Annotated in this window: 22 protein-coding genes and 1 riboswitch; of the genes, 18 read left to right on the plus strand and 4 right to left on the minus strand. The window is 48.6% G+C overall.

Annotation, left to right across the window (positions count from 1 at the left end; genetic code table 11):
• Window positions 1-3: 3 nt before the first annotated feature.
• The 6 genes from Q7P67_RS01415 to thiL all read left to right on the plus strand — a co-directional run bounded on the left by Q7P67_RS01415 (window position 4) and on the right by thiL (window position 6,266).
• Entirely contained in the window at window positions 4-1,566 is a 1,563-nt protein-coding gene (locus Q7P67_RS01415; protein ID WP_303849963.1) for a L,D-transpeptidase family protein, read from the plus strand.
• Window positions 1,563-3,059 (plus strand): M14/M99 family metallopeptidase, encoded by a 1,497-nt coding sequence (locus Q7P67_RS01420; RefSeq protein WP_303849965.1) that lies wholly within the window; start codon window positions 1,563-1,565, stop codon window positions 3,057-3,059. Before Q7P67_RS01415 ends, Q7P67_RS01420 begins: the two co-directional genes overlap by 4 nt.
• Window positions 3,056-3,328 carry an acylphosphatase gene (locus Q7P67_RS01425; protein ID WP_303849967.1) on the plus strand — a complete coding sequence of 91 codons (273 nt, stop codon included), beginning with the start codon at window positions 3,056-3,058 and terminating at the stop codon, window positions 3,326-3,328. Before Q7P67_RS01420 ends, Q7P67_RS01425 begins: the two co-directional genes overlap by 4 nt.
• Before the next feature lie 40 nt (window positions 3,329-3,368).
• Window positions 3,369-3,459: riboswitch (TPP riboswitch) on the plus strand.
• A 58-nt stretch (window positions 3,460-3,517) separates the two neighbouring features.
• Entirely contained in the window at window positions 3,518-4,783 is a 1,266-nt protein-coding gene (gene thiC, locus Q7P67_RS01430) for a phosphomethylpyrimidine synthase ThiC (RefSeq protein ID WP_303849969.1), read from the plus strand.
• A complete protein-coding gene (thiE, locus tag Q7P67_RS01435; RefSeq protein WP_303849971.1) occupies window positions 4,783-5,397 on the plus strand; it encodes a thiamine phosphate synthase in 615 nt (204 codons plus the stop codon). Before thiC ends, thiE begins: the two co-directional genes overlap by 1 nt.
• Window positions 5,394-6,266 (plus strand): thiamine-phosphate kinase, encoded by an 873-nt coding sequence (gene thiL, locus Q7P67_RS01440; protein WP_303849973.1) that lies wholly within the window; start codon window positions 5,394-5,396, stop codon window positions 6,264-6,266. The genes thiE and thiL overlap by 4 nt, the downstream gene beginning before the upstream one ends.
• Window positions 6,267-6,276: 10 nt before the next feature.
• On the opposite strand, the gene Q7P67_RS01445 is transcribed toward thiL, so the two are convergent.
• Together Q7P67_RS01445 and Q7P67_RS01450 are read right to left on the minus strand one after the other, a co-directional pair.
• On the minus strand, window positions 6,277-7,527 hold the full coding sequence (locus Q7P67_RS01445; RefSeq protein WP_303849975.1) for a radical SAM protein: 1,251 nt from the start codon (window positions 7,525-7,527) through the stop codon (window positions 6,277-6,279).
• Entirely contained in the window at window positions 7,527-9,911 is a 2,385-nt protein-coding gene (locus tag Q7P67_RS01450; RefSeq protein WP_303849977.1) for a glycosyltransferase, read from the minus strand. The genes Q7P67_RS01445 and Q7P67_RS01450 overlap by 1 nt, the downstream gene beginning before the upstream one ends.
• A 187-nt stretch (window positions 9,912-10,098) precedes the next feature.
• On the opposite strand from Q7P67_RS01450, the gene Q7P67_RS01455 reads away from it, so the two are divergent.
• The 4 genes from Q7P67_RS01455 to Q7P67_RS01470 all read left to right on the plus strand — a co-directional run bounded on the left by Q7P67_RS01455 (window position 10,099) and on the right by Q7P67_RS01470 (window position 13,525).
• On the plus strand, window positions 10,099-10,971 hold the full coding sequence (locus tag Q7P67_RS01455; RefSeq protein ID WP_303849979.1) for a GNAT family N-acetyltransferase: 873 nt from the start codon (window positions 10,099-10,101) through the stop codon (window positions 10,969-10,971).
• Between the two features lies 1 nt (window position 10,972).
• Complete coding sequence (locus tag Q7P67_RS01460; RefSeq protein WP_303849981.1) at window positions 10,973-11,737, plus strand: 1-acyl-sn-glycerol-3-phosphate acyltransferase; 765 nt, start codon at window positions 10,973-10,975, stop codon at window positions 11,735-11,737.
• A gap of 65 nt (window positions 11,738-11,802) precedes the next feature.
• On the plus strand, window positions 11,803-12,165 hold the full coding sequence (locus Q7P67_RS01465) for a hypothetical protein (protein ID WP_303849983.1): 363 nt from the start codon (window positions 11,803-11,805) through the stop codon (window positions 12,163-12,165).
• 76 nt (window positions 12,166-12,241) lie between these two features.
• Window positions 12,242-13,525 (plus strand): divergent polysaccharide deacetylase family protein, encoded by a 1,284-nt coding sequence (locus Q7P67_RS01470; protein ID WP_303849984.1) that lies wholly within the window; start codon window positions 12,242-12,244, stop codon window positions 13,523-13,525.
• Window positions 13,526-13,909: 384 nt separating this feature from the next.
• On the opposite strand, the gene Q7P67_RS01475 is transcribed toward Q7P67_RS01470, so the two are convergent.
• Window positions 13,910-14,353 (minus strand): Fur family transcriptional regulator, encoded by a 444-nt coding sequence (locus Q7P67_RS01475; protein ID WP_303849986.1) that lies wholly within the window; start codon window positions 14,351-14,353, stop codon window positions 13,910-13,912.
• 171 nt (window positions 14,354-14,524) lie between these two features.
• Here Q7P67_RS01475 and Q7P67_RS01480 point away from each other — a divergent pair, with 171 nt between their 5' ends.
• The 5 genes from Q7P67_RS01480 to truA are packed head-to-tail and all read left to right on the plus strand — an operon-like array spanning window position 14,525 to window position 18,081.
• The gene (locus Q7P67_RS01480) at window positions 14,525-14,869 is read left to right on the plus strand and encodes a FeoA family protein (RefSeq protein WP_303849988.1); all 345 of its coding nucleotides are present in this window, start codon (window positions 14,525-14,527) and stop codon (window positions 14,867-14,869) included.
• Between the two features lie 47 nt (window positions 14,870-14,916).
• Window positions 14,917-16,380, plus strand: a complete 1,464-nt coding sequence (gene lnt, locus Q7P67_RS01485) for an apolipoprotein N-acyltransferase (RefSeq protein ID WP_303849990.1) — start codon at window positions 14,917-14,919, stop codon at window positions 16,378-16,380.
• A gap of 53 nt (window positions 16,381-16,433) precedes the next feature.
• Entirely contained in the window at window positions 16,434-16,649 is a 216-nt protein-coding gene (locus Q7P67_RS01490; RefSeq protein ID WP_303849992.1) for a twin-arginine translocase TatA/TatE family subunit, read from the plus strand.
• A gap of 6 nt (window positions 16,650-16,655) precedes the next feature.
• Window positions 16,656-17,354, plus strand: a complete 699-nt coding sequence (locus tag Q7P67_RS01495) for a hypothetical protein (protein WP_303849994.1) — start codon at window positions 16,656-16,658, stop codon at window positions 17,352-17,354.
• A complete protein-coding gene (gene truA / locus Q7P67_RS01500) occupies window positions 17,341-18,081 on the plus strand; it encodes a tRNA pseudouridine(38-40) synthase TruA (RefSeq protein ID WP_303849996.1) in 741 nt (246 codons plus the stop codon). The genes Q7P67_RS01495 and truA overlap by 14 nt, the downstream gene beginning before the upstream one ends.
• A gap of 323 nt (window positions 18,082-18,404) precedes the next feature.
• On the opposite strand, the gene Q7P67_RS01505 is transcribed toward truA, so the two are convergent.
• Window positions 18,405-18,641: a hypothetical protein gene (locus Q7P67_RS01505; protein ID WP_303849997.1), complete on the minus strand. Its 237-nt coding sequence runs from the start codon at window positions 18,639-18,641 to the stop codon at window positions 18,405-18,407.
• Window positions 18,642-18,763: 122 nt separating this feature from the next.
• Here Q7P67_RS01505 and Q7P67_RS01510 point away from each other — a divergent pair, with 122 nt between their 5' ends.
• The 3 genes from Q7P67_RS01510 to Q7P67_RS01520 all read left to right on the plus strand — a co-directional run bounded on the left by Q7P67_RS01510 (window position 18,764) and on the right by Q7P67_RS01520 (window position 21,147).
• Window positions 18,764-19,615: a zinc dependent phospholipase C family protein gene (locus tag Q7P67_RS01510; protein WP_303849999.1), complete on the plus strand. Its 852-nt coding sequence runs from the start codon at window positions 18,764-18,766 to the stop codon at window positions 19,613-19,615.
• 76 nt (window positions 19,616-19,691) lie between these two features.
• Window positions 19,692-20,492: an enoyl-CoA hydratase/isomerase family protein gene (locus Q7P67_RS01515; RefSeq protein ID WP_303850001.1), complete on the plus strand. Its 801-nt coding sequence runs from the start codon at window positions 19,692-19,694 to the stop codon at window positions 20,490-20,492.
• A gap of 1 nt (window position 20,493) precedes the next feature.
• Entirely contained in the window at window positions 20,494-21,147 is a 654-nt protein-coding gene (locus Q7P67_RS01520; RefSeq protein ID WP_303850003.1) for an enoyl-CoA hydratase/isomerase family protein, read from the plus strand.

The raw sequence follows: 21,147 nt of genomic DNA on the forward strand, positions 1-21,147 counted from the left end.
GTTATGAAAAAGTTTCTGATTATTCTTCTGCTTTTAACCGCTTCCTGTGCATTTGCGGCAAACACAATAATTAACGTCGCGGCGCAAAGGGGAGAGAGCTTTAACGCTGTCATCGTTGAAAAGGAAAAGAGAAAACTGCACGTCGTGCGCGTCACGGGCGACGGGGTATCAATCATAAAATCGGTCAACGTGCTTGTGGGCAAGGGAAACGGGGACAAGGCTTCCCGCGGGGATCTTAAAACTCCGGAAGGTGTTTACAGAATAACGGGTTTCCTCTCCGGTCAGCGCCTCATAGAGATGTACGGCAAAGAGACCGCAAAGATATACGGTTTCGGTGCGTTTCCTCTGAACTACCCTAACCTGCTTGATAACCTTAACGGGAAAACAGGAGGAGGCATCTGGCTCCACGGAAAGGAGGACAACAGGCAGGATCCCGCCACAAAAGGCTGTGTTGCTCTGGACAACCCCGACATCCGCGGACTTTCGCAATACTTAAAACCCGGTACTCCGGTTATAATAACAAGAAACGCTCTCATAGGTTCCTCTCAAACATACAGGCAGTCGTATGACACCGCCAGAGCCGCTGTTAATGAGTTTATAAACGCGTGGCAGGCGAATAACTTCGACAGATTCAAGAAAGCATACGGCAAAGGCTTCCGCTCCAAGGACGGCAAAAGCCTGCAGGCGTATCTCAACTATAAAAAATATCTGATGGACACCTATCCGGACAGGAAGATAGCCGCGGACAACTTCCGTATCTTCCATGAGTCAAAGGATGAGGTTGTGGCACAGTTCGACCAGTATTATTCCGCGGCGAATATGACCGTTTACGGGCGTAAAACCCTTTATTTCCGTAATGAGGGCGGGCAGCTCAGGATTGTTGCGGAAGATTTTGAACAGATGAAAGGCGGAAACGTGAGACTTGCGGCAAAAGCACAGGAGAGCAAGCCTGTTCTGCCGGAGCTTGCTGAAAAACCGAAAGAGCAGTCTAAAAAACCTGAGCCTGTGGTTGTTGCCTCTGCGAAGCCGTTACCCAAAAAAGAACCGGTGAAAGAGGTTGTTAAAGAAACGCCGAAAGAGACCCCGAAAGAAACTGTTAAACCTCTGTCTGAAAAGATAATCGCTCAGGTTGAGCCGGAAAAGACAGAAACCGCACAGCCCGAAATTCATGAAACTCCGGAACAGTCCGAGCCTGAAAAAATTCTGGAAGACAACATGACCGGCATCCGTGAAACTGCCGCCGCGCTTCTGGACGGATGGCAGACTGCATGGGAAAGCAGAAATATAGACGAATATATGTCATACTATTCCGAAAGGTTCAAAGGCGGACGCATGAACTTTGACGCATGGAAAAAGGACAAGGGCGGCAAGTTCGGAAGAATAGCCTCTATCTCCGTAACGATTGAAGACGTCAAGGTTGAGATGGGCAAAGACGACACTGTAGTTGTCACATTCATACAGAAATATACCGGCGATACCTACAGCGACACTGGTATCAAAACACTTATACTTGAAAACGGCGACAGCGGACTCCGTATAGTCTCCGAAAACTGGAGAGCGAAATGAAAAAACTTTTATTGATTATTGTCACGCTTCTGACGGCGGTTTCCGCATTTGCCCAGACAAGACCCTATACGAAGGTGGAGAACTATTTCAGAGGAACAGACTACGAACTGCAGGTCTATAAGATATACGGGCGGCAGGACGGACCCACCATGCTTATCCTCGGCGGTATACAGGGTGACGAGCCGGGCGGGTTCCTTTCCGCGGATTTATATTCCGACCTGCGGCTTGAAAAAGGCAACCTGATAGTAATACCCAGAGCTAATTTCAAATCCGTTATCCTATTCGACAGAGGACCCGACGGAGACATGAACCGCAGATTTCTGGACGAACCGGAAAGGTTTGAGATGGACAAGGTTGTGTCCGTCGTAAAGAAACTTATGAAAGAATCTGACGTATTCCTTAATCTGCACGACGGGTGGGGATATCACAATCCGGTTTATGTGGATGCAAACCGCAACCCCAACAGGTTCGGTCAGTCTGTTATTACTGATGCCGACGTGTATAAATGTGCGGACGGCAGAAGCATTGACCTGAAAAGCCATGCCCTCGATGTCCTTGAGACCGTAAACTCAAAGATAAGCGATGAAAGGTATCACCTGCACTATTTCAACACTGATACTGCTAATCCGAAAACCCCGTTCAGCGATATGCGCAAAACAGCCACCTATTATGCTGTTAAACAATACTGCATTCCGGCATATGGGATAGAATCCTCCAAAAACCTGCCCAGTGTGGAGCTTAAAGTGCTTTACCATAACTACGCTGTGAACGAGTTTATGAAGATATACGGCATTGTGCCGGAAGTTCCCTCAATTATCCTTGAAAAGCCGAGATTTGACTACGCCATAATCGCCGTTAACGATGAGCCCAAAAAAGTGGACAGAGGTGAAACCCTTTATATCAGCAGGGGAGATGTGGTGGAGCTTAGGCACATCGAATCCAACTATGACAGAGGCGTTTCAGGCGATCTTCTTGGGTACGGCACCCTTAACGATCTTAATTCTAAATTTATAATAAAAAACAATTCGGTACTCCAGTTACGCAAGGACAACGTAAAAATTGGAAATATCAATATAGCGGTTGCTAAAACGACTAAGCCAAAGAAAGAAACCGTCACTGCAACTGCGAAACCTGAACCGGCTAAAGAACCTTCAGTTCAGGCTCCGGTTTCCGGCTATTCTTTCAGCATAAAAGTGAACGGAAAACCTTCTGTTGTAACAAATGGCGACACTCTGACCGTGCGTGTGGGAACGAAGCTCGAGCTTATCGCACTCCTGCAGGACGGAGCGGACACAGGTCTTTCCGTTAACCTGAAAGGATACGTCCCCTCTTTCAGCGTCGTTAACGACGGCGACGACAGAGGCTATGTTATAAATCTTCAGCCAAAACGCTTCATGACAAAATATGCGGAAGACAGCTCTAAGATGCTATATCCCGTTGTGGTTTCAAAAGATAAGGCTGAAGTTGCGAAATTCTGGATAAAAATGAAATGATACGCGTCCGAGCAAGGGTATACGGTATTGTGCAGGGTGTGGGCTACCGCGCCTCGGTGCACAGGCGTGTTTCGCGTCTTGCCGTATCAGGCTATGTACGCAACATGCCCGACGGCTCGGTTGAGCTTGATATAACAGGTGAAAGAGCCGCTGTTGAGGAGGCGCTTGCCGAAGCGAAAGAGGGTTCGCCCTTCTCGTCCGTTGAAAGTATGGACATTGAAGAGATACAGGGTGATTCCGGTTATACGGAGTTTGTCATAGAAAGATAAAAAATCACTCTTGCGAACGTATGTGAAAAGTAATATAGTTTTAAAACCGTGGGGGTGCCCGATGCGGCTGAGATATACCCCTAAGACCTGATTCGGGTAATGCCGACGTAGGGAACGGACATTTAGCAAGGCTTTATGACCCCGTTTCGGCATTTGTCCGGAATGGGGTTTTTTGTTAAGGAGTGAAATATGACACAGCTTGAGGCGGCAAAAAAAGGAATCATAACACCGGAGATAGCGAAGGTTGCGGCGGATGAGTTTATAGACGTTAACGAACTCGTTAACCTCATAGCGGAGGGCAAGGTCGTTATCCCTAAGAATATAAACAGAAATTTCGATGTGCGCGGCATCGGCAGAAAGCTGAAAACCAAGGTTAACGCCAACATCGGCACGTCCGGCGACTGCCCTTTTCTTGATGTGGAGCTGAAAAAACTGGAAGCAGCGATACGCGCCGGGACAGACAGCGTTATGGATCTTTCCACAGGGGGCGACCTGAACGCCATCCGCAGGGAGATAGAGAAGAACTGCCCCGTTATGCTGGGTACGGTTCCGATATACGCAGTTGCTGCGGAACTCGCCATGAAAGACCTTACCACTGACAAAATCGATGAAGAAGTGCTCCTGCGCAACATAGAGAAACAGTGCCGCGAGGGTGTGGACTACATCACGGTTCACTGTGGAATAACCAAAGAATCCGTCGCCAGAATGGACAACAGCGATCGCGTATGCGGAATCGTTTCACGCGGCGGTTCAATTCTTGCCAACTGGATACGCACACATCAGAAAGAGAACCCCCTTTATGAATATTACGATGAACTGCTAAAAATTGCATACAAGTATGACGTTACGCTGAGCCTTGGCGACGGTTTCCGTCCGGGTGCGACGGCCGACGCCACCGACAGACCCCAGATAGACGAGCTTATCATCCTCGGCGAGCTGGCAAAGCGCGCCTATGACAAAAATGTTCAGGTAATGATTGAGGGACCCGGACACGTCCCGCTGAGCCAGATAGCCACAAACATGATGCTCCAGAAGCGCCTCTGCAACGAAGCACCCTTCTATATTCTCGGACCGCTCCCCACAGACATAGGCGCTGGATACGACCATATCACCGCAGCCATCGGCGGAGCCATCGCCGGTGCCGCAGGTGCGGATTTCCTCTGCTATGTAACCCCTGCCGAGCATCTTTGTCTCCCTGACGAGGACGATGTTTATCAGGGTGTCATGGCTTCCCGTCTTGCCGGACACATCGCCGATATGGAAAAGGGAGTGCCCGGAGCCGTTGAACGCAACAGACAGATGAGCATCGCCAGAAAGGAACTGGACTGGGAACGCCAGTTCGAGCTTGCCCTTGACCCTGAAACGGCAAGAAAGAAATTCAAGCGCAATCACGACATGGGTTCATGCTCCATGTGCGGAAAGCTGTGCGCGGTCAAAATAGACAAGAAGCTGTGATGAAAAACCATTTAAAGCTCTACCTCGTTCTTGAAACGCAGATGCTGAAAAAACCTCTGGAGGTTTTCATTCCGGAGGTGGTGAAAAACGGCGTGACGGCGGTTCAGCTTCGCGACAAGGGCATGACTGCCAGAGAGCAGTATTTGACCGGACAGAAGCTCATGGAGCTTCTTACGGGAACCGACGTGCTTTTCGTTGTTAACGACAGAATAGACCTTGCACGCTGTCTCGGCGCGCGGGCGGTGCATCTGGGCGTTAAAGACATTCCGCTGAAAAGGGCGAAAGAGACCTATCCAGATATGCTTTACGGCTATTCGTGCAACACGACAGAGGACATTGATACTGCGAAACTTGCGGACTACATCGGTGTGGGTCCCGCTTTTATGACGGGAACAAAGAAAGACCTGCGTCCGGTTATAGCGCCGGAAGGCATAGCGGAGCTGATAAAGCTCACATCAAAGCCCGCAGTTGCAATCGGCGGGATAAATGCTGAGAATATACACACGCTTTACGGCTGCGGGCTGTCAGGCGTTGCTGTTTCCTCGTGCATATGCGCGGCGGAAAACCCCGCAAAAGCGGCGGCGGAACTGCGCGAAAAAACGGAAAAGTTATGAAAGAATTCTCTCTTATAGAGAGTTTGTCACATATGCTGGATAACAGCGGCATCGCCCTAGGGGTAGGTGACGATGCCGCCTTATTCGGCACGACACTTATTGCAAAAGACATCATGGCGGAGGGCGTGCATTTTACACACGACGCTCCGTTCAGTCATATCATGCAGAAACTCCTTACAGCGAACGTCAGCGACATAGCCGCAATGGGCGGCGTGGCGAAATATGCACTTTTGGGGATTGCCGTTCCGGCAGGAAGGGAAATTTCCGCTGAGGATATAGTCAGACCGTTTGAATCATACGGCGTAAAACTCATAGGCGGGGACACAACGTCTTCCGCATCGGGGCTTTTCGTTTCGCTTACCATCGTCGGGGAGCGAAATGAGCACGTACTCACCCGTTCCGGTGCGAAAGTCGGTGACCTGCTGTTTCTTTCCAGACCTGCCGGACGCGTGCGGCAGCTTCTTGACAGAGAGATTGCGGGCAATACGGATAATTATAACCACTATCTTGTGCGCGCAGAGACTGCTCTGGGGGATTTTCTCGGCAGAACGGGTATCGCGAATTCATGTATAGACGTGAGCGACGGTATTGGCAGAGACGCTTCCCATATATCCGGCAGGAGCGGTGTAAAAATTGTTATTGAATATCCAAAGGTACCGCATGACGGTTATTCCGTTGAATACGCACTGGGTTCCGGCGAGGAGTTTTCACTGCTGTTCACAGTTCCTGCTGACAGGGTTGATGATCTGAAATCAGCATATCCGTCCGCTGTATGTATCGGGCGTGTTGAGGCGGGTTCCGGCGTGTGGCTTGAAAAGGACGGACAGCTTACCGACATCTCAGATGTCGGCTACGAACACAATTTTTAATGTCTCTGTTTCACTTCTGAAACTTTTTCATCCTGCCGTAATCAGGCGGCGTTCTGAAATTGAACATCGAACAGGCGAAATAATAAAAGAGATCGCTCCACCAGTCCCTCGTGAACTGCGGATCTCTTATGAAGGTCATGGCTGTTTTCAGGGGTCTGCGAAAAATTTCCGCTATGGCTCCAGTCTGGTTGGAAGGGTCGCGGAAACACTCCCAGTCGCATTCGCGGCAATAAGATTTTATGCGGATATCCTGCGTATTCAGACTGACATATTCACCTAAATCGTCACCGGAACGGAAGCCGCATGGATAGGCGTGTCCGTTTACGCTGTTGACGAAGAAATAATCTATACCGCCGTAACATGCAAATCCGGCATCTTTTTCGCCGGAATACTGGCGCATCAACATCCGCAGTGAGTTTCTGGGGGTGAAAATGCGTATCCTGCCGCGAAACTCCGGTATTGTGTCATAAAGAGCTTTGAACAGCAGATATTTTTCCGTATCATTGTAACAGACCATGTTGTCGGATGATTCCGCCTTATAGACAGCCCCCTCCTGCATACTCATGGGATAGCAGGCGTTCGCTATGGTGAATCCCATTGCCTCGGCAAATCCGTAAAATTTAGCGAAACCCTCTCTGTAAGCCTCATAGAAACGTACTTTTTCAAAGTCGCTGCTGTCTTTGTCAACCGTCAGTTCGCCCCGCACTATCGTCCTGTTTATGCCTAGATTGGCGGACGGGTAGATCCCCTCCTCTCTGAAAACAGGCAGTGCCATGCGTATTCCGTCGGTGACACCGGCGAGACCGCGGTTTGCTTCATGCTCCATTACGTCCCATGTGTCCAGACTTATCCAGAAGGTATAAAGCCCGCTATGTTTCAGCCTCCGCGCAAACTCACGCATACGGTCGGCGAATCCTGGCTTATTAGCCCCAATGAACATGAAACCGTTGGTGCCTGTGCGGATGAAGGGTATATTTCTGCGGTGTGCATGTGCTATGCAGGTCAGCAGTGTCTCCTGAAAAAGGAAGGGCTCGCCCCCTGTGAAAGAGAGTGCTTTTACGCGGTTTTTTGCCGCGCGGTCTATTATCGCTATAATGCTGTCGCCGTCCAGTTTGGAACGTTTGAACTGCTCCTGGGTGCGCATTCCGCACTGCGGACATTTCGCGTTGCACATGTCCGTGGTCTGAATTATAAGCTGTCCCGCTGTCCTGCCCCGCATCAGTGCCGGCAGATTACTCACAGCCTCTTTAAAAAGTCCCATCAGACGGCAAGTCGCCTGGATATGGCGGGTTTCGGAGCATCAGCGTCGGGCTTGCGCACAAAGAGTTCCTCAAGAACCTTGTCCCAGTTAAAATGTTCAAGGACGTGTTCGCGGGCATTCCGTCCGAAATTTCTGTAAGCTGCAATGTCCGTCTGCCATAGTTCTATCATATAGGAAAGTTTCTGCGTCCAGTCTGAATAATCGCTCGCCTTGGCAACGAATCCTGTGAATTTGTCCTCTATAATCTCTTTGGGTCCGCCCATGTCTGATACTACGGCGGGGATGCCGCACGCCTGCGATTCAAGCACAACCATGCCGAAGGTGTCGGTGTTGCTGGGGAATACGAAAAGATCACTCTGGGCATAGACTTCCGGCATTTTCGAGTGCTCTATCTCCCCTTTGACGATTACGTTGTCCCTGCCCTTGGCAAACTCCTCAACGCGCGGACTGTAGGGTCCGTGTCCGGCAATGATGAGCCTTACCCTGTATTTTTTTTCAAGGTCGGTGAATAGGTTCAGCAGGAAATCGATGTTTTTGTCCTGCGAAACCCTTCCGGCGTAGCAAAGGGTGAATACGTTGTCGGGTCTTTTGTCCATAGGGCAGAATAGACGCGCATCTATACCGCGTTTGAAAACGGACATCTTGTTTCTGCTTATGCCTCTGTCTTCAAGGTAATCAAGGTACTGTGCAGATGTTGTTTTAAGCTCCGTAACGGAATCAAAGAACCATCTGGTATAGGCTTCCACAAGGTTTGACAGCGAGTCGTTATGGGTTATCTCTTTCGCCTCTTTTGTAAAATCCGTGTGGTAGATGCCTGTCGATTTAACGGAAAGAAGTCTGGCGGCAAGCAGCCCCAGAAGCCCCACCGGTCCCGGAGTCGATATAAAGACCTCATCCGGTTCGAAGTCGTAAATCTCTTCCAGAGCGCGGATAACTGAGGGCACTTTTACGGTTATCTTTTCATAGTAAGGCAGCTTGAACGTTTCTATGGGTTTCAGGTTTATGAGGTTGGGCGGTAGACGGTGGTCTATCTCCTCCGGCGTGAGACAGGAGACGATTTTAAGGTCGTATCCCTTGTCGTGTGCCATTTTGCCGATGGTGCGCAGGGTGACGGAAACACCGTTCAGGTCGTTTATGGTGTCTGTAAACCACAAAATGCGTTTGCGGACGGGTGTTGACCCGTAGTTGTAGCTCTCGTTCAACTGGTTTATCAGCTCCCTGTCCTTGTATATCTGGTTGAAAGAGCTGAAAAACGGTATGGACAGAAACACAGCCGGAAGCGCAGTGGTGACACTTCTGTAAAGGTCGTCCATGTTTATCTTTTCGATATCTTTTGCCATGTGGGAAAACATCATACGGAAATATTCGTCTGAGATGTCGGAAGCCTTGTGGTAGACCATATTCAGCTTGCGCTCTATGTTGTTGAAGGACTCGTTCTGCATCTCCTGAATCAGCTCCACTATGAGCTGGTTAATTTTGCCGGAGTTCTTCATTTTAAAGCCTTTCAGCTTTATGCGCTCCATGAGCGACGGTTTCTCCTGTTCGAAGATATAACCCGTTATCTTGCTGAAAAAGCCACCTGCAAAGTGGACGCTCTTTTTTGTGCGGCTGAAATCGTGGGCTATTTTGTATACGGTGAATGCGAGTGAGTGGAAATCGCTGTAGCGTCCCGCGTGGCGACATTCCTTTTTGCGGATGCCCTCAACGTATTCCTGCGGTGTCGCCGCACGGGTGAGGGTGTATGTCTTGCCGAGGAAAAGCCCGGCGTGGTCGTCGGAACCCGCCGTAAAGCCCTTTACCCAAGGCGTATCGCTTATAGGTTCTATGCGGTAGCGGGAGTAAAGATTCTCCATTGCAAGTGGTGTCAGGTTTTCAAGAGTGCGCACCCACGTGGTGTTGTGCAGTTTGCCCCTTCCGCCGTTTATGCCTTCGAAAACGTCGAAGAGCAGCATCAGTTTTTCAAGGTGGTTAAGCGCCAGCCGTCCGTTTACGCTGAACGTTGCGTGGGCGACGGAGTATGCCAGCCGCTGTTCCTTTATATAGTCGCGGAACTGATATATGTCCCGCCTGAGTTTCTGTATCATCTCGAACTGCTTGTGGTTAAGCCCGTATACGAGAATGTGCATCTTGCATCCGTCTTCGGGGAAATATACGGTGGACTCCACCCCTGTGAAGGTATCCTGCGGATATTTTTCGTTAAGGTAAACGGAGGCGTCTATGCAGTTGTGGTCTGTTACGGTGACAAAATCCATTCCGCGGCTTTTCGCCGTCTGATAGATGAAGTCCGGCTCCGTGTATGATTCGGCAGCCCCGATGCGCTGAAGAAACCATTCAGAAGGATGTTTTGAGAATTTGGAGTGACAGTGCAAGTCCGCCTGTGCCATGTGCCGACCTCTCATATGTTTATATGCGCTTATATATATGCCAGCCTTGTCAGCATAATTTCCCTGAAATGTCAGATTGTTGTTATAAATAGCGGCTGTTGTGAAATATTTGATGGATTTATTGCAAAATACGCACCGTTTTTTAACATTTGATTGCTACTTTTCAGACATAAACTGTGAGGTGTCTATGAACGCATTAAAGGAAAAGCTGGCTCCCGCGAATGTGAAAAAAGCGGTGGGCGTTATAAGGGACATTTCGAAGACTCTGCGTTTCCGCATACGCACATACCGCCCCAACACAACCTTCTGCGAGGACAACAGCAGATTTGTAATTAAGATAATAGAAAACGGCGACGAGCTTATGGAGGTTCTGCGCCTTCGCTATCAGGTGTTTTACGGCGAATACGCATATAAAACAGATCTTTACGGCATAGACGTTGACAAATTTGACACTTTCTTCGACCACCTTGCCATAATTGACAAAAAAACAGGAAAACCTGTGGGCACATACAGGCTGAACAGCACGAGATTTAATAAAAAGTTCTATTCGGAGAAAGAGTTCCACATGGATGAGATAAAAGAGCTTTCCGGTCACAAAATAGAACTTGGGCGCGCGTGCGTACATCCTGAATACCGCAACGGAGCCACCATAGCGGCTCTCTGGAAGGGGCTCGGTGCTTATATGTCCATAACCGATTCAAGATATATGTTCGGCTGTTCGTCAATCCACTCCGACGATACTTTCCAGACGGCGCTCATCCATCACTGGCTGCAAGGCAGCGGCTATCTGCCGGAAGAATACGAAAAGATAAGACCACGCGGCAAATTTAAAGATAAAAAATTTGACAGAATGATCGAAAAAACAGGTGAAGAGCGTTTCGCACCTTTCCGCGAGGCGGCGGTGAACCTTGTTCCGCCCCTTCTGCTCTCATATCTGAAAGCTGGCGGTTTCGTATGCGGGAAACCTGCCTATGACAAGGCTTTCAAATGCTACGACTATCTTACGCTCATTGACCGCAAAAAAATGGATCCCTCATTCGTAAGGAAGTTCCTGAAATAGCATGTTTAAAGCATACCGTCTGGCGGGCGTTGTTTTTCTGTTCTGTGTTTTCATCATCGGCGCGCTGGTGATGCGGTTTTATGCAGTAACTGACGTGAACCGCCGCAGAGTATCCGTGTGGTGGACGTCTGTGATGTGCCGCACAGGGTGCAGGTTTCTGGGAATAAGAGTGCGCGCAGACCTTTCGGATGATTCCTGTGGAAAAGGCAGGCTCATGGTTTGTAACCATATGTCATATCTGGATATTATGGCTATATCGTCCGTTCGCCCTTCAGTTTTCATCTCTTCGGTTGAGATGGAGAATACCTTTTTTCTGGGATTTATGGCGCGCATCGGCGGAACTTTTTTTGTGGAGCGGCGGAACGTCCGTAACATAAAGGGAGAGCTTGACGGTATAACGGAGATAATCTCACAGGGTTTCAATGTCGTGCTCTTTCCGGAGGGGACGTCCACAGACGGCTCACAGATTCTTCCCTTCCGCTCGTCTTTCCTTGCAGGAGCTTCTGAGGCGGGTGTTGACGTGGTGCCTGTCTGCCTGAAATATTCGCGAATAGACGGCGCGGTCTTCTCTCCTGAAAACTGCGATCTGGTCTGCTGGTACGGAGATATGAGCTTTGCTCCACATTTTCTCCGGTTTATCACAGTGCGCAGAACGGAAGTTGACATAGCTTTTATGCAGGGGATGAACAGCCTTGAACATGACAGAAAATATATTACCCGCCGCGCGCAGGAACTCATCGAGTCGGTATATTTCACAGCATCCTGAAATTCTTTTTAACTCTTCACATTTAACGGCTATACTGTATAATATTATTCTACGGAGGATTTGCCGTGTCTGAAAAAATCATTATCGTTCACCTGACTTCAAGCGAACCCATAAAAGCGGGAAAGGCGCTCAGATTTGCAAAATCGGCACTTAGCCACTCTTCGGTGGTGATTCTGCTCCTTTCCGCGGAAGGAGTGCTGGTCGCGGATAAGGCGAAACCGACATTCACCGTGCCGACAACCCAGATGGACGCTCTGGACACCATCAGAGAATTTATCAAAGACGGCGGGCGTGTGTTTATCGGTCTGGACGATATGAAGAGTCTTAACATTCGTGCGGCGGATATAATCGCCGGATGCGAGCAGGCGGAGACCAGCTATTTCTTTAATATCCTGATGTCTGATCAGGCAGTTATAATGTCGTGGTGATATGCCTCCCAGAAAAAATGTAAGAAAACCGGCAGCAAGACCCCGGCGCACATCAAAAAGCGTAAATAAAAAACAGATGCCGATCGGCGTTCTGATAATCTTCCTGCCGCTTATAGTCGCGTCCGTTTTCTATATGATGAAGGACGATGATAAATCACCTGCCAGAAAAACCGCAGTACCGGAAAAGACTGTTGTTGAAAAAAAAGCGGAGAAGAAACCTGAAGTAAAAATTGTTGAAAAAACCATAGAGAAAACCGTTGAAAAAACGGTGGAAAAACCTGTTGAGGTAGTGAGCGCCGTTAACGCCGTAAAACTGTTCATGTTCGACCGAGGTCTGAGTCAGGACAGAATAAGCCGTGCGGATAAATCAATCACCATACAGACCGACAGCGAACAGGCGGCGAAGAAACTTTCCGCCGACCTTGCCGTATATATGAAAGAGAACGGACTTGAGATAGTCTCGAAGTCTCCGCTGGTGGTGAAAGATACTCACGGCGAATACTCCATCGGTTTTTTTGTGCCTAAGGCTCCGAAGGTTGAGGAAAAGAAGCCTGAACCGAAGCCGGAAGTGAAAAAGCCTGCTGAAAAAAAACCGGAACCGCAGAAACCCGTATCTAAGAAGGCACCGGAGCCTAAACCGCTTCCGGCTGTGAAAAAACCGATAAAATATACCGCAAAACTCGCCGTTGTAATAGACGACTGCGGCTACAGCATCCCTCTGGCAAAGCAGCTTGCGAACGTAGGCTATCCTGTAACTTTCGCTGTTATTCCGTACACCCCTTATGGCGTTGAGACAGCGAAAATAGCGAAAAGCAGCTCCAACGTTGTTTTCATACACTTTCCAATGCAGCCCAAAGCATACCCAGATTTTGACCCCGGAAAGGGCGCCTTGCTGCTCAATATGCCCGATGCCCTCATTGGCGCCATAACCAAGGCTAACTTTGCATATTTCGGTATGCGGCTTGACGGCGCGAACAATCACACCGGTTCGGCGTACACTGAGGATGCTGAGAAGATGGAACAGGCTCTTAAATATATGAAACTTTATACTGACAGATTTCTGGACAGTCACACTTCCCCGTCTTCAAAGGCATATGAAGAATGTCGGAAGGCTGGAATGAAGTGCGCTGTTAACAGCACGTTTCTGGATAACGAGGAACCGGGGCTGGTGTCGAAGACTGACAAGGAGAACCACGTCCGTGTTCAGCTTGTGGCTGCGGCAAGAAAAGCTCTTTCAAACGGAACATCAATTGCCATCGGGCATCTGAGAGACGGCACGGTCGGGGCGCTGCCGGAGGCGCTGGCTGAGATAGAGAAGATGGGAGTCAGGATAGTTCCTGTTACCGACCTCATGTATTGACAGGTTGTTATTGGCGTTTATATGCTTCGCATTTCTGCATTGTCGTATAAAAAATAATGCTCATGTACTTTTATACGTACAATGCGCTTATTTTTTCTCCGCCGCCTTGAACTGCCCGCATCTAAACACCGAGTTTAAATACCGGAGTCTTTCTTCCTCTTTTGATAAAGAAGGGCTTAAAGTGAGATCGCTTCGTCGCTGTGCTCTTCGCGAAGACGGAGAGAGTGATGTCAGACGACATTTTGATGCCTGACAAGTGTCCATGGATGGACACCGCGGAGGAGTTTTTAGTGGTTTTACCGCATAAAACTCAGTAGCGTGAGCATAGGGAGGTTTAACCGACCGGAGCGTTTACATCAAAATGTCACGACGACATTTTGATGTCTAACCTTTCTGACACTTAGGGCATATTCCGTAAAGGTTCAGCGAGTGATCCACAAGCTGATAGCCGTATTTAGAAACCACCCTTTTCTGGAGGTTTTCAATCTCTTCGTCAAGAAACTCTATATTCTCTCCGCATTTAACGCAGACGAGGTGGTCGTGGTGTTCTTTGCTTGTGTCGGGTTCGTAACGGATTGAGCCTTCGCCGAAGTTAAGTTCCCTTGCAATCCCCGCTTCTGTGAGAAGTTTCATGGTTCGGTACACAGTGGCATGTCCGATTGTGGGGTCTGCTTTTTTCAATATTTCGTAAAGCTGTTCGGCGGTGACGTGTTTTTTCTGTTTACAGAAAGTTTTAAGAATAAGTTCGCGCTGAGTTGTCATTCTCAGGTTCTGTTCGCTCAGATATTGAGAAAATATACTGTGAATGTCTTTTGTATTGTGGCTCATGCACATCCCCGACTGTTTTCTTTATTACAGAATAACCCGATAATTCTGTTTATTCCATATATTTTTGCACTGGAAATAAATTTCGGGATTAAAAATCCGCAATTACTATGCAAATTTGATATTGATAATGAGTTTCATTCGCTGTATAGTTAGCATACGGGAGAACTCGAAGTGTCAAATACATGCTGTGAAAACGCAATTACAACAGTTCCGCTTCTTATGCTGAAAGCGGGCAGCCGCGGGATTATCAGAAAGCTGGTCATAGACTGCGAAGACCACGAGCACTGCCGCTTTGCCCGTCGTCTGAAAGAGATGGGCATATACGAAGGTGCGAACGTTGAGGTTTCAGGCAACGACGGCGGCGGAGAAATAATTGTCACCTGCGAGGGTACGAAGATTGTTCTCGGACGCGGCATGGCTGGCAAGATACTTGTTCAGATGACATCTGGCGAACTCCTCGACGACAGCCGCCTTGGCAGGTTCTGCCGCAAATTCGGTATCGGCTGCCGCATCTGACTTTTCTTTAGATTGCAGTTATCCCTGTCTTATATTATCATCTGCCAATGAAAGAAAAACTCATTCCATATTTTTCTGCTCTGCTGTCGGCTTTCCTGCTGACACTCGCTTCTCCCGGAATAGATCTCTGGTTTCTGGCATATTTCGCACTGGTGCCCGTTATTCTGGCGGCATCGCGAAACAGCCGTCCGTGGCTGGTTTTCTTTACTTTCGCTTTCCTTTATTATTGTTATAACCTTAGATGGGTCGAAACGTCCGTTTCGCATTTCGGCGGTGCCCCCGCCATAATCGGAATGATGCTGGTTGCGGTTTTTGCCGCTGTGCTGGCTCTTTTCTGGGCGCTTTTCGGTTGGGTATATATGCGCCGTCCATCGGCGAATATCCTTGGGGCTACGGTAATAGTTGCGCTTGAGATAGTGCGTGCACATTTTTTTACAGGTTTCCCGTGGCTTTATCTGGGACACACGCAGACTTCGTTTGCTCCAGCCGTTCAGGCGGCGGACATTGGCGGAGAATATCTGATAAGCCTTGCGGTGGCTTATTTCAACCTTGCGCTGGCGTCTTTTATAAGGGACAGGAACAGAAATTCGTTCGCAATCGCGTCTGTGGCACTGCTTGCCTTGTTTGCATACGGTTTTCTGGCGCAGCACAGGGAATATAACCACGAAGTGCTGAAAACTAGGATAATTCAGCCTGCTTACAGCCAGAACGACAAATGGGATACGGACAAGGAGCTTGAGGTTACCTTGCAGGTGAGCGAACTCATACGCAATTCGTCCCCGCAGAACTACGAGCTTCTGATGCTGCCGGAAAGTGTTTATCCGAAAATGATGGATAAGGATTTCACAGGTTACAGGCTGATGAGTATCGTTTCGGAGGATACTCCGGTGCTGGCGGGTGTTATACGCAACAACGGAAAAGTGAAGGACAGGGAATATTACAACAGCGTATACCTGTTTGAAGGAAAGAACGTTCAGACGTATGACAAACGGCACCTTGTGCCTTTCGGGGAATATTTTCCGCTGGGTGCTCTGTTTAAACCTATAGACTACTATTTTTTTAAAGGGGCCGAGGACTTTTCCGCAGGCAAAATTCCTGGGGTTTTCGATTACGGCAAGATAAAAGCTGCGCCTCTGGTTTGTTACGAAAGCGCATACAGCAGTCTTGTCCGCCCGCAGATAGAAGACGGGGCGAACATGATAGCCGTTGTTACAAACGACAGTTGGTTCGGCGATACACAGGGACCCTATCAGCACATGGCAACCGATATAATGCGCGCTGTTGAGTACAGGCGGAGTGTAGTCCGTGCGGCGCAGACCGGAGTTTCGGCGTGTATAAATCCGGATGGAACTATTCAGGCGGAACTTGGTCTGAATAAAGCGGGCTATCTCGACTGCGATGTGCAGACAGTTACGGCGCGGAGTATATTCTCCGTGACGGGTTATCTGTGGCTGGTGCTGCTTATACTTGGAATTTACTTATACGAACGCAGAAGACGTTTTTATAAATAAACATTGAGTTTTTCCACTATTGCATATATTAGTGGGTAACACGGAGGAGAAACATGTTCGGACTTGGTTCAACAGAGATTCTTGTTGTTTTAATTATCGCCCTTGTTGTTTTCGGCGCGGGCAAACTTCCCCAGATAGGCGAAGGCATGGGCAAAGCGATCAGAAATTTCAAAAAAGCGGCTAACGATGTAAGCAGCACGGAAGATGCTGTGGACATTACTCCCAAAACACAAAAAAAGATCGCTGACGACGAAGAAAAGCAATCCTGAGAATAGATGGGCATGGCAGCAGGCGACAGGACTGCTGCCGGTTCTGTTCTTTATGAGCTGAATCCGGCGGTTAAGCTGATCATATTTCTGAGTATAATCCAGATGGTCGGCATGTCCGGTTCGGTATTGTCATACTCACTCATAACTATTCCTGCAATAGCGGTGCAGATTTTTGCAAGGATCAGTCCAGTTGAAACTTTTTATAAGATAAAACCTTTCATAACTGTTCTGATAGTCACATTCGCAGTTAATTTCTTCTTTGCTGCAGGTCTTAAAAGCTCCGCCGTGCTGACATACCGCTTTTTTCTGATAATATATTATTCCATTCTTCTTTCGGCGCTGACAGACACGAGGGCTCTCGCAGCTCTGCTTTCATTTCCGGTGCGCGGAAATGCCGGAAAGAACCTGCGGGTGGTGATGATGGTTGCTCTGGAATTTATCCCGATATTTATAGACGATGCGAAGAGGACAGTTAAAAAGATAACACTTTCGCCTGAATACAGCGGAAAGGCTTATAAAGTGCTTTTTCGCCCCAACGAATATATCAAGCCGCTGATGCACAGCCTTCTCGCCCATGCCGACACTGTGGCGCGTAAGGTTGACGCGGGCGAATATACCGCTGTGCCTATCAGTCTGCCAAACATGTATGAAATGCTGCTCGGTGCCTGTGCCGTTGCGGCTGCGGTGCTCTATGCCCTCGTATAATAAGGCTGTAATAGTTGAATACGACGGGACAGACTATTCCGGCTGGCAGTGGCAGACCCACTCCCCTTCCATTCAGGAGGAGCTGCAAAAAGCGCTCAAGGTGCTGTATAAGCAGGATGTCGTTGCTGTCGGTTCAGGCAGAACCGATTCAGGTGTCCACTCTCTGGGGCAGACGGCAAATTTCATAACTGAAACCTATATCCCGGACGAAGCGGTTGTTCTGGGTCTTAACAGCATTTTACCAATGGATATTTCAATAGCTAAGGCATGGGATGTCCCGATTGAGTTTAATGCCCAGCGGTCTGCCGTTTCAAAGACTTATATGTACAGGATGCACCACGCAAGGGTGCGCAGCGCATTCATGCACAACAGAGCATGGTGGGTGCGCGGGCGCATAGATTTCAGCCCTGCGCCGGATATTCTGGCTGCATTCGAAGGAACGCACGATTTCACAGCCTGCTGCGCGGCGGAGAGTCTGAGGGAGAATTGCGTCAGGACGATAAACTTCACTAAATTCTATAAAGAGGGAGACCTCTGGTGTCTTGAGGTGAACGGGAGCGGGTTTCTTCACAACATGGTGCGGATAATCACCGGAACGGTGGTGAAGTTCTGCCGCGACGGACACGGACCTGAACGGGTGCGGGAGATGCTTGAAACCAGAGACAGAAAAAAGGGAGGTCCGACGGCTCCGGCGGAAGGGTTATACCTTAAACAGGTCTTCTATTGATATTGCCGTTTATATGCGGCGCATTACTTCTTTCTGCTCAAAAAAATAATGCTCAGGTACAAACCTCGTACAATGCGCTTATTTTTTGGCACGCCTCAAACTGCTTGGTTCTGAACAGCAAGTTTCCTGACTGAATGAGACTGCACCGCCCCTTCAGGGTTCGCAGAGACATGACTTTTATTCCGTCTTCGCTAGGAGTGCAGATACGCGGTGATATGCTCCATTCAGCATTAATATGTTGCAAATGGAGTTCGCTCCTCTCGCAAAGAGAGCACATCTTATGAAAATGCTCTAAACGGCAATCCGGTAGAGTCCTATTCTTCTCAGCAGCCTTCGCTGGGTTTGATAAATATCTTGGTCTCTATGTCGAGATATTTTGCATACCAGTCCGAGAATTGGCTGTCATACCATTTTTTGTCCTCGTCGCAAAGGGCGTTGTACAGGTCGTCGTGCTCTTTCTGGAGTTGTTTCAGTTCAGTCCTTTCTTCTGGGTCAAGCTCTTCATAGGCGTCTTTCATGGGGAGAATCTTCTTTCTGATTTTAAGCGCTTCCTCTTTCATAAGGCACCTCTTGTGTTGTTAATTACACTATAATGGTCTTATTCTCATTTGTCAACCAAAGGACAATTTTTGTCCGTTACATTTCCCTTGTTTTTAAGGGCAAGTGTAATAAATTAATCTCTATGCCGATATTTTTAATAATTATAGCAGCATTTGCTTTTCCTGATATATCTTTTGCGTGGGGGTTTGAGACCCACCTGAGCATAGGGATGCAGGTGCTTCAAAACAGCAGAATAGACGTTATCACCTCAAACCCGCAGTTCTTCCTTTGCGGTAATATCTTTCCCGATCTGTTCAATCTGTTTAAAGATTTCTCAAGTTTCAAGAAAAACCTGCCTACACATAGCTGGCAGACGGTTTCAAAGATGTTTTCCGATATCCGCAGTGATGAGGAACAGGCATTTGCCTACGGGTACAGTGCCCACCTTTCAGCGGATGTCATCGCACATAATAACATGGTTCCCCAGCATATCGCATATGTAGATGCGGGGCGGATGCGCTCCCACCTTATATTTGAAATGGCGGAAGAGTCAATGCACTATAACCGCTATTCTAAGATGCTGCAGCTCCTGCTGAAATTCTCACCGAAATACGGCGACGTTTTCCTCAGGAACATGGGCATAAAGCCCGACTGGTTTGCAGGAGAGGTCAGAGCCATACGTCTTGGTGTCATTTCCCAGAAAAACCTTAAAATACACGCTATCACACGTATGATAAAAAAGACTGCCCAGCCGGGGTTTGAGGAGCGGGTGGCATATTTCAGAGAGGCTGCACTGAAGCAGGCTATGGAGGCTGTGAATAACGGTTTCCAGAATCTTGAGCATATGGATCCTTCCGGCAGACAGAGCATGGAATCTGCAAGACAGCTCCGCCAGGAGATGCTGAAAAACAATTCGAAACGTGAGCTTCGCCGCGAATACCACAGCCGCATAGATCAGCAGCACTTTTCACTGGAAAACAAAGGCGCATCCTGATTTTTTCTTTTCATTTGTTTACATCGCGTTCCGCTTTTTTTATAATAAGCAAACTTATTATTTTTCTGAGGTTGATATGGACAATCCGGTAACATTTTCCAGTTCCAACGGCGTGTGCCTGATAACCGTTTCATGCAGCGTGCAGGGCAACCCCGTCTGCATGGAGACTCTTGACGGGCTTTTCGCCGCACTGGACGCGGCGGAGGGAGACAGAAGCGTCAATCTTGCGGTAATCCGCAGCGGACATGATGGTGTTTTCTCCAAAGGGCACAACATCGAGAAACTGTCAAAGGCTGACACTGCTGTGGTTAAGCAATATAACATAATGGGGCAGAGGCTGGTTTCATTCATCAGAAATATGAAAAAGCCTGTGCTTGCCGCTGTGGACGGAGATTGTTTCGGTCCCGCGTTTGAGATTATACTTGCCTGCGATATGGTGTATGCCACAGCGAAGAGCCGTTTCGGTTTCAACGAAACTGAATACGGCTTCGTTCCCGGTTTCGGAGGAACACAGCTTGCAGCAAGAAAAACCTATGAAACGTTTGCGAAATACCTCGTTTTCACAGGAGAACCTGTTGACGCAGCCGAACTTTACGGCAAAGGGATGGTCAGTAAGGTATTGGACGGCGCAGACTCACTTGCGAAAGCGGTTGAGGACACCGCAACCCTTATGAGCAAACGCAGTTCGTTTGCCGTGGGGCTTGCAAAAGAGACCATAAACAGTACGCTGGATATGGATTTTGCCAAGGGACTTCTTCTGGAGCAGAACGCATTCACCTTCTCATTTTCTACCTTTGATAAGACGGAAGGTACTTCGGCGTTTGTTGAAAAACGCGAGGCGCAGTTCAGAGACAGATGGGAAGATTACAGGTTCTGATATGATAGAAACCCGTATAGAGGGGCTTACAGCCCATATCAGACTGGTTCCGCAGACAGGGCAGTTCACGCTTCTGGATGTGGAGACACTTAAAGAGATTATAAAAAATCTGCGCATGGTGAGAGACAGTCACGCGAAGACCGTAAGAATTTACGGCGAGGGCGGATGTTTTGCCGTGGGTGCGGATCTGCGCACGCTGAGCAAATATAACGGATTTGAGGCGAAGTGGTTTTCGAAACTGGGCAACACAATGTTCGGGACAATAAGAACCATGCCGCAGGTGGTGATCGCCGAGATAGACGGTTTCTGTATGGGCGGCGGGATGGACTTTGCGGCTTCGTGCGATTTCCGTTATGCAACGGGGAAGAGCAAATTTGCACACCCCGGTGCAAAGCTGGGCATCATAACCGGATTCGGCGGCACGCAGGCGATACCGAGACTGATGCAGTCGGCGGCGGCTTCCGAGTTTCTGATAACCGGAAACGCGTTCGACGCGGAATATATGAAGCGAGGCGGTTTTCTGAACGGTGTTGCACACAGCAAGGAAGAGCTTAAACACATGACCGACATCCTCTGCGAAAAGATAAACCGCAAAAGCAGAGTGCTGCTTTCCGGCTTTAAACTGTCACTGGATGGCTCTTCAGCTATTTTTTAG

It is taken from the genome of Seleniivibrio woodruffii, from assembly GCF_029267515.1.
Lineage (GTDB): Bacteria > Chrysiogenota > Deferribacteres > Deferribacterales > Geovibrionaceae > Seleniivibrio > Seleniivibrio woodruffii_A.

Excerpts from the sequence above, each read along its gene's own strand:
- Q7P67_RS01475 (WP_303849986.1), bottom strand. The coding sequence starts at position 14,353 with ATGAGCCACAATACAAAAGACATTCACAGTATATTTTCTCAATATCTG.
- Q7P67_RS01460 (WP_303849981.1), top strand. The coding sequence starts at position 10,973 with ATGTTTAAAGCATACCGTCTGGCGGGCGTTGTTTTTCTGTTCTGTGTT.
- Q7P67_RS01415 (WP_303849963.1), top strand. The coding sequence starts at position 4 with ATGAAAAAGTTTCTGATTATTCTTCTGCTTTTAACCGCTTCCTGTGCA.
- thiL (WP_303849973.1), top strand. The coding sequence starts at position 5,394 with ATGAAAGAATTCTCTCTTATAGAGAGTTTGTCACATATGCTGGATAAC.
- Q7P67_RS01420 (WP_303849965.1), top strand. The coding sequence starts at position 1,563 with ATGAAAAAACTTTTATTGATTATTGTCACGCTTCTGACGGCGGTTTCC.
- Q7P67_RS01445 (WP_303849975.1), bottom strand. The coding sequence starts at position 7,527 with ATGGGACTTTTTAAAGAGGCTGTGAGTAATCTGCCGGCACTGATGCGG.
- Q7P67_RS01510 (WP_303849999.1), top strand. The coding sequence starts at position 18,764 with ATGCCGATATTTTTAATAATTATAGCAGCATTTGCTTTTCCTGATATA.
- truA (WP_303849996.1), top strand. The coding sequence starts at position 17,341 with ATGCCCTCGTATAATAAGGCTGTAATAGTTGAATACGACGGGACAGAC.
- Q7P67_RS01455 (WP_303849979.1), top strand. The coding sequence starts at position 10,099 with ATGAACGCATTAAAGGAAAAGCTGGCTCCCGCGAATGTGAAAAAAGCG.
- lnt (WP_303849990.1), top strand. The coding sequence starts at position 14,917 with ATGAAAGAAAAACTCATTCCATATTTTTCTGCTCTGCTGTCGGCTTTC.
- thiE (WP_303849971.1), top strand. The coding sequence starts at position 4,783 with ATGAAAAACCATTTAAAGCTCTACCTCGTTCTTGAAACGCAGATGCTG.
- Q7P67_RS01490 (WP_303849992.1), top strand. The coding sequence starts at position 16,434 with ATGTTCGGACTTGGTTCAACAGAGATTCTTGTTGTTTTAATTATCGCC.
- Q7P67_RS01505 (WP_303849997.1), bottom strand. The coding sequence starts at position 18,641 with ATGAAAGAGGAAGCGCTTAAAATCAGAAAGAAGATTCTCCCCATGAAA.
- Q7P67_RS01520 (WP_303850003.1), top strand. The coding sequence starts at position 20,494 with ATGATAGAAACCCGTATAGAGGGGCTTACAGCCCATATCAGACTGGTT.
- thiC (WP_303849969.1), top strand. The coding sequence starts at position 3,518 with ATGACACAGCTTGAGGCGGCAAAAAAAGGAATCATAACACCGGAGATA.
- Q7P67_RS01495 (WP_303849994.1), top strand. The coding sequence starts at position 16,656 with ATGGGCATGGCAGCAGGCGACAGGACTGCTGCCGGTTCTGTTCTTTAT.
- Q7P67_RS01425 (WP_303849967.1), top strand. The coding sequence starts at position 3,056 with ATGATACGCGTCCGAGCAAGGGTATACGGTATTGTGCAGGGTGTGGGC.
- Q7P67_RS01515 (WP_303850001.1), top strand. The coding sequence starts at position 19,692 with ATGGACAATCCGGTAACATTTTCCAGTTCCAACGGCGTGTGCCTGATA.
- Q7P67_RS01450 (WP_303849977.1), bottom strand. The coding sequence starts at position 9,911 with ATGGCACAGGCGGACTTGCACTGTCACTCCAAATTCTCAAAACATCCT.
- Q7P67_RS01470 (WP_303849984.1), top strand. The coding sequence starts at position 12,242 with ATGCCGATCGGCGTTCTGATAATCTTCCTGCCGCTTATAGTCGCGTCC.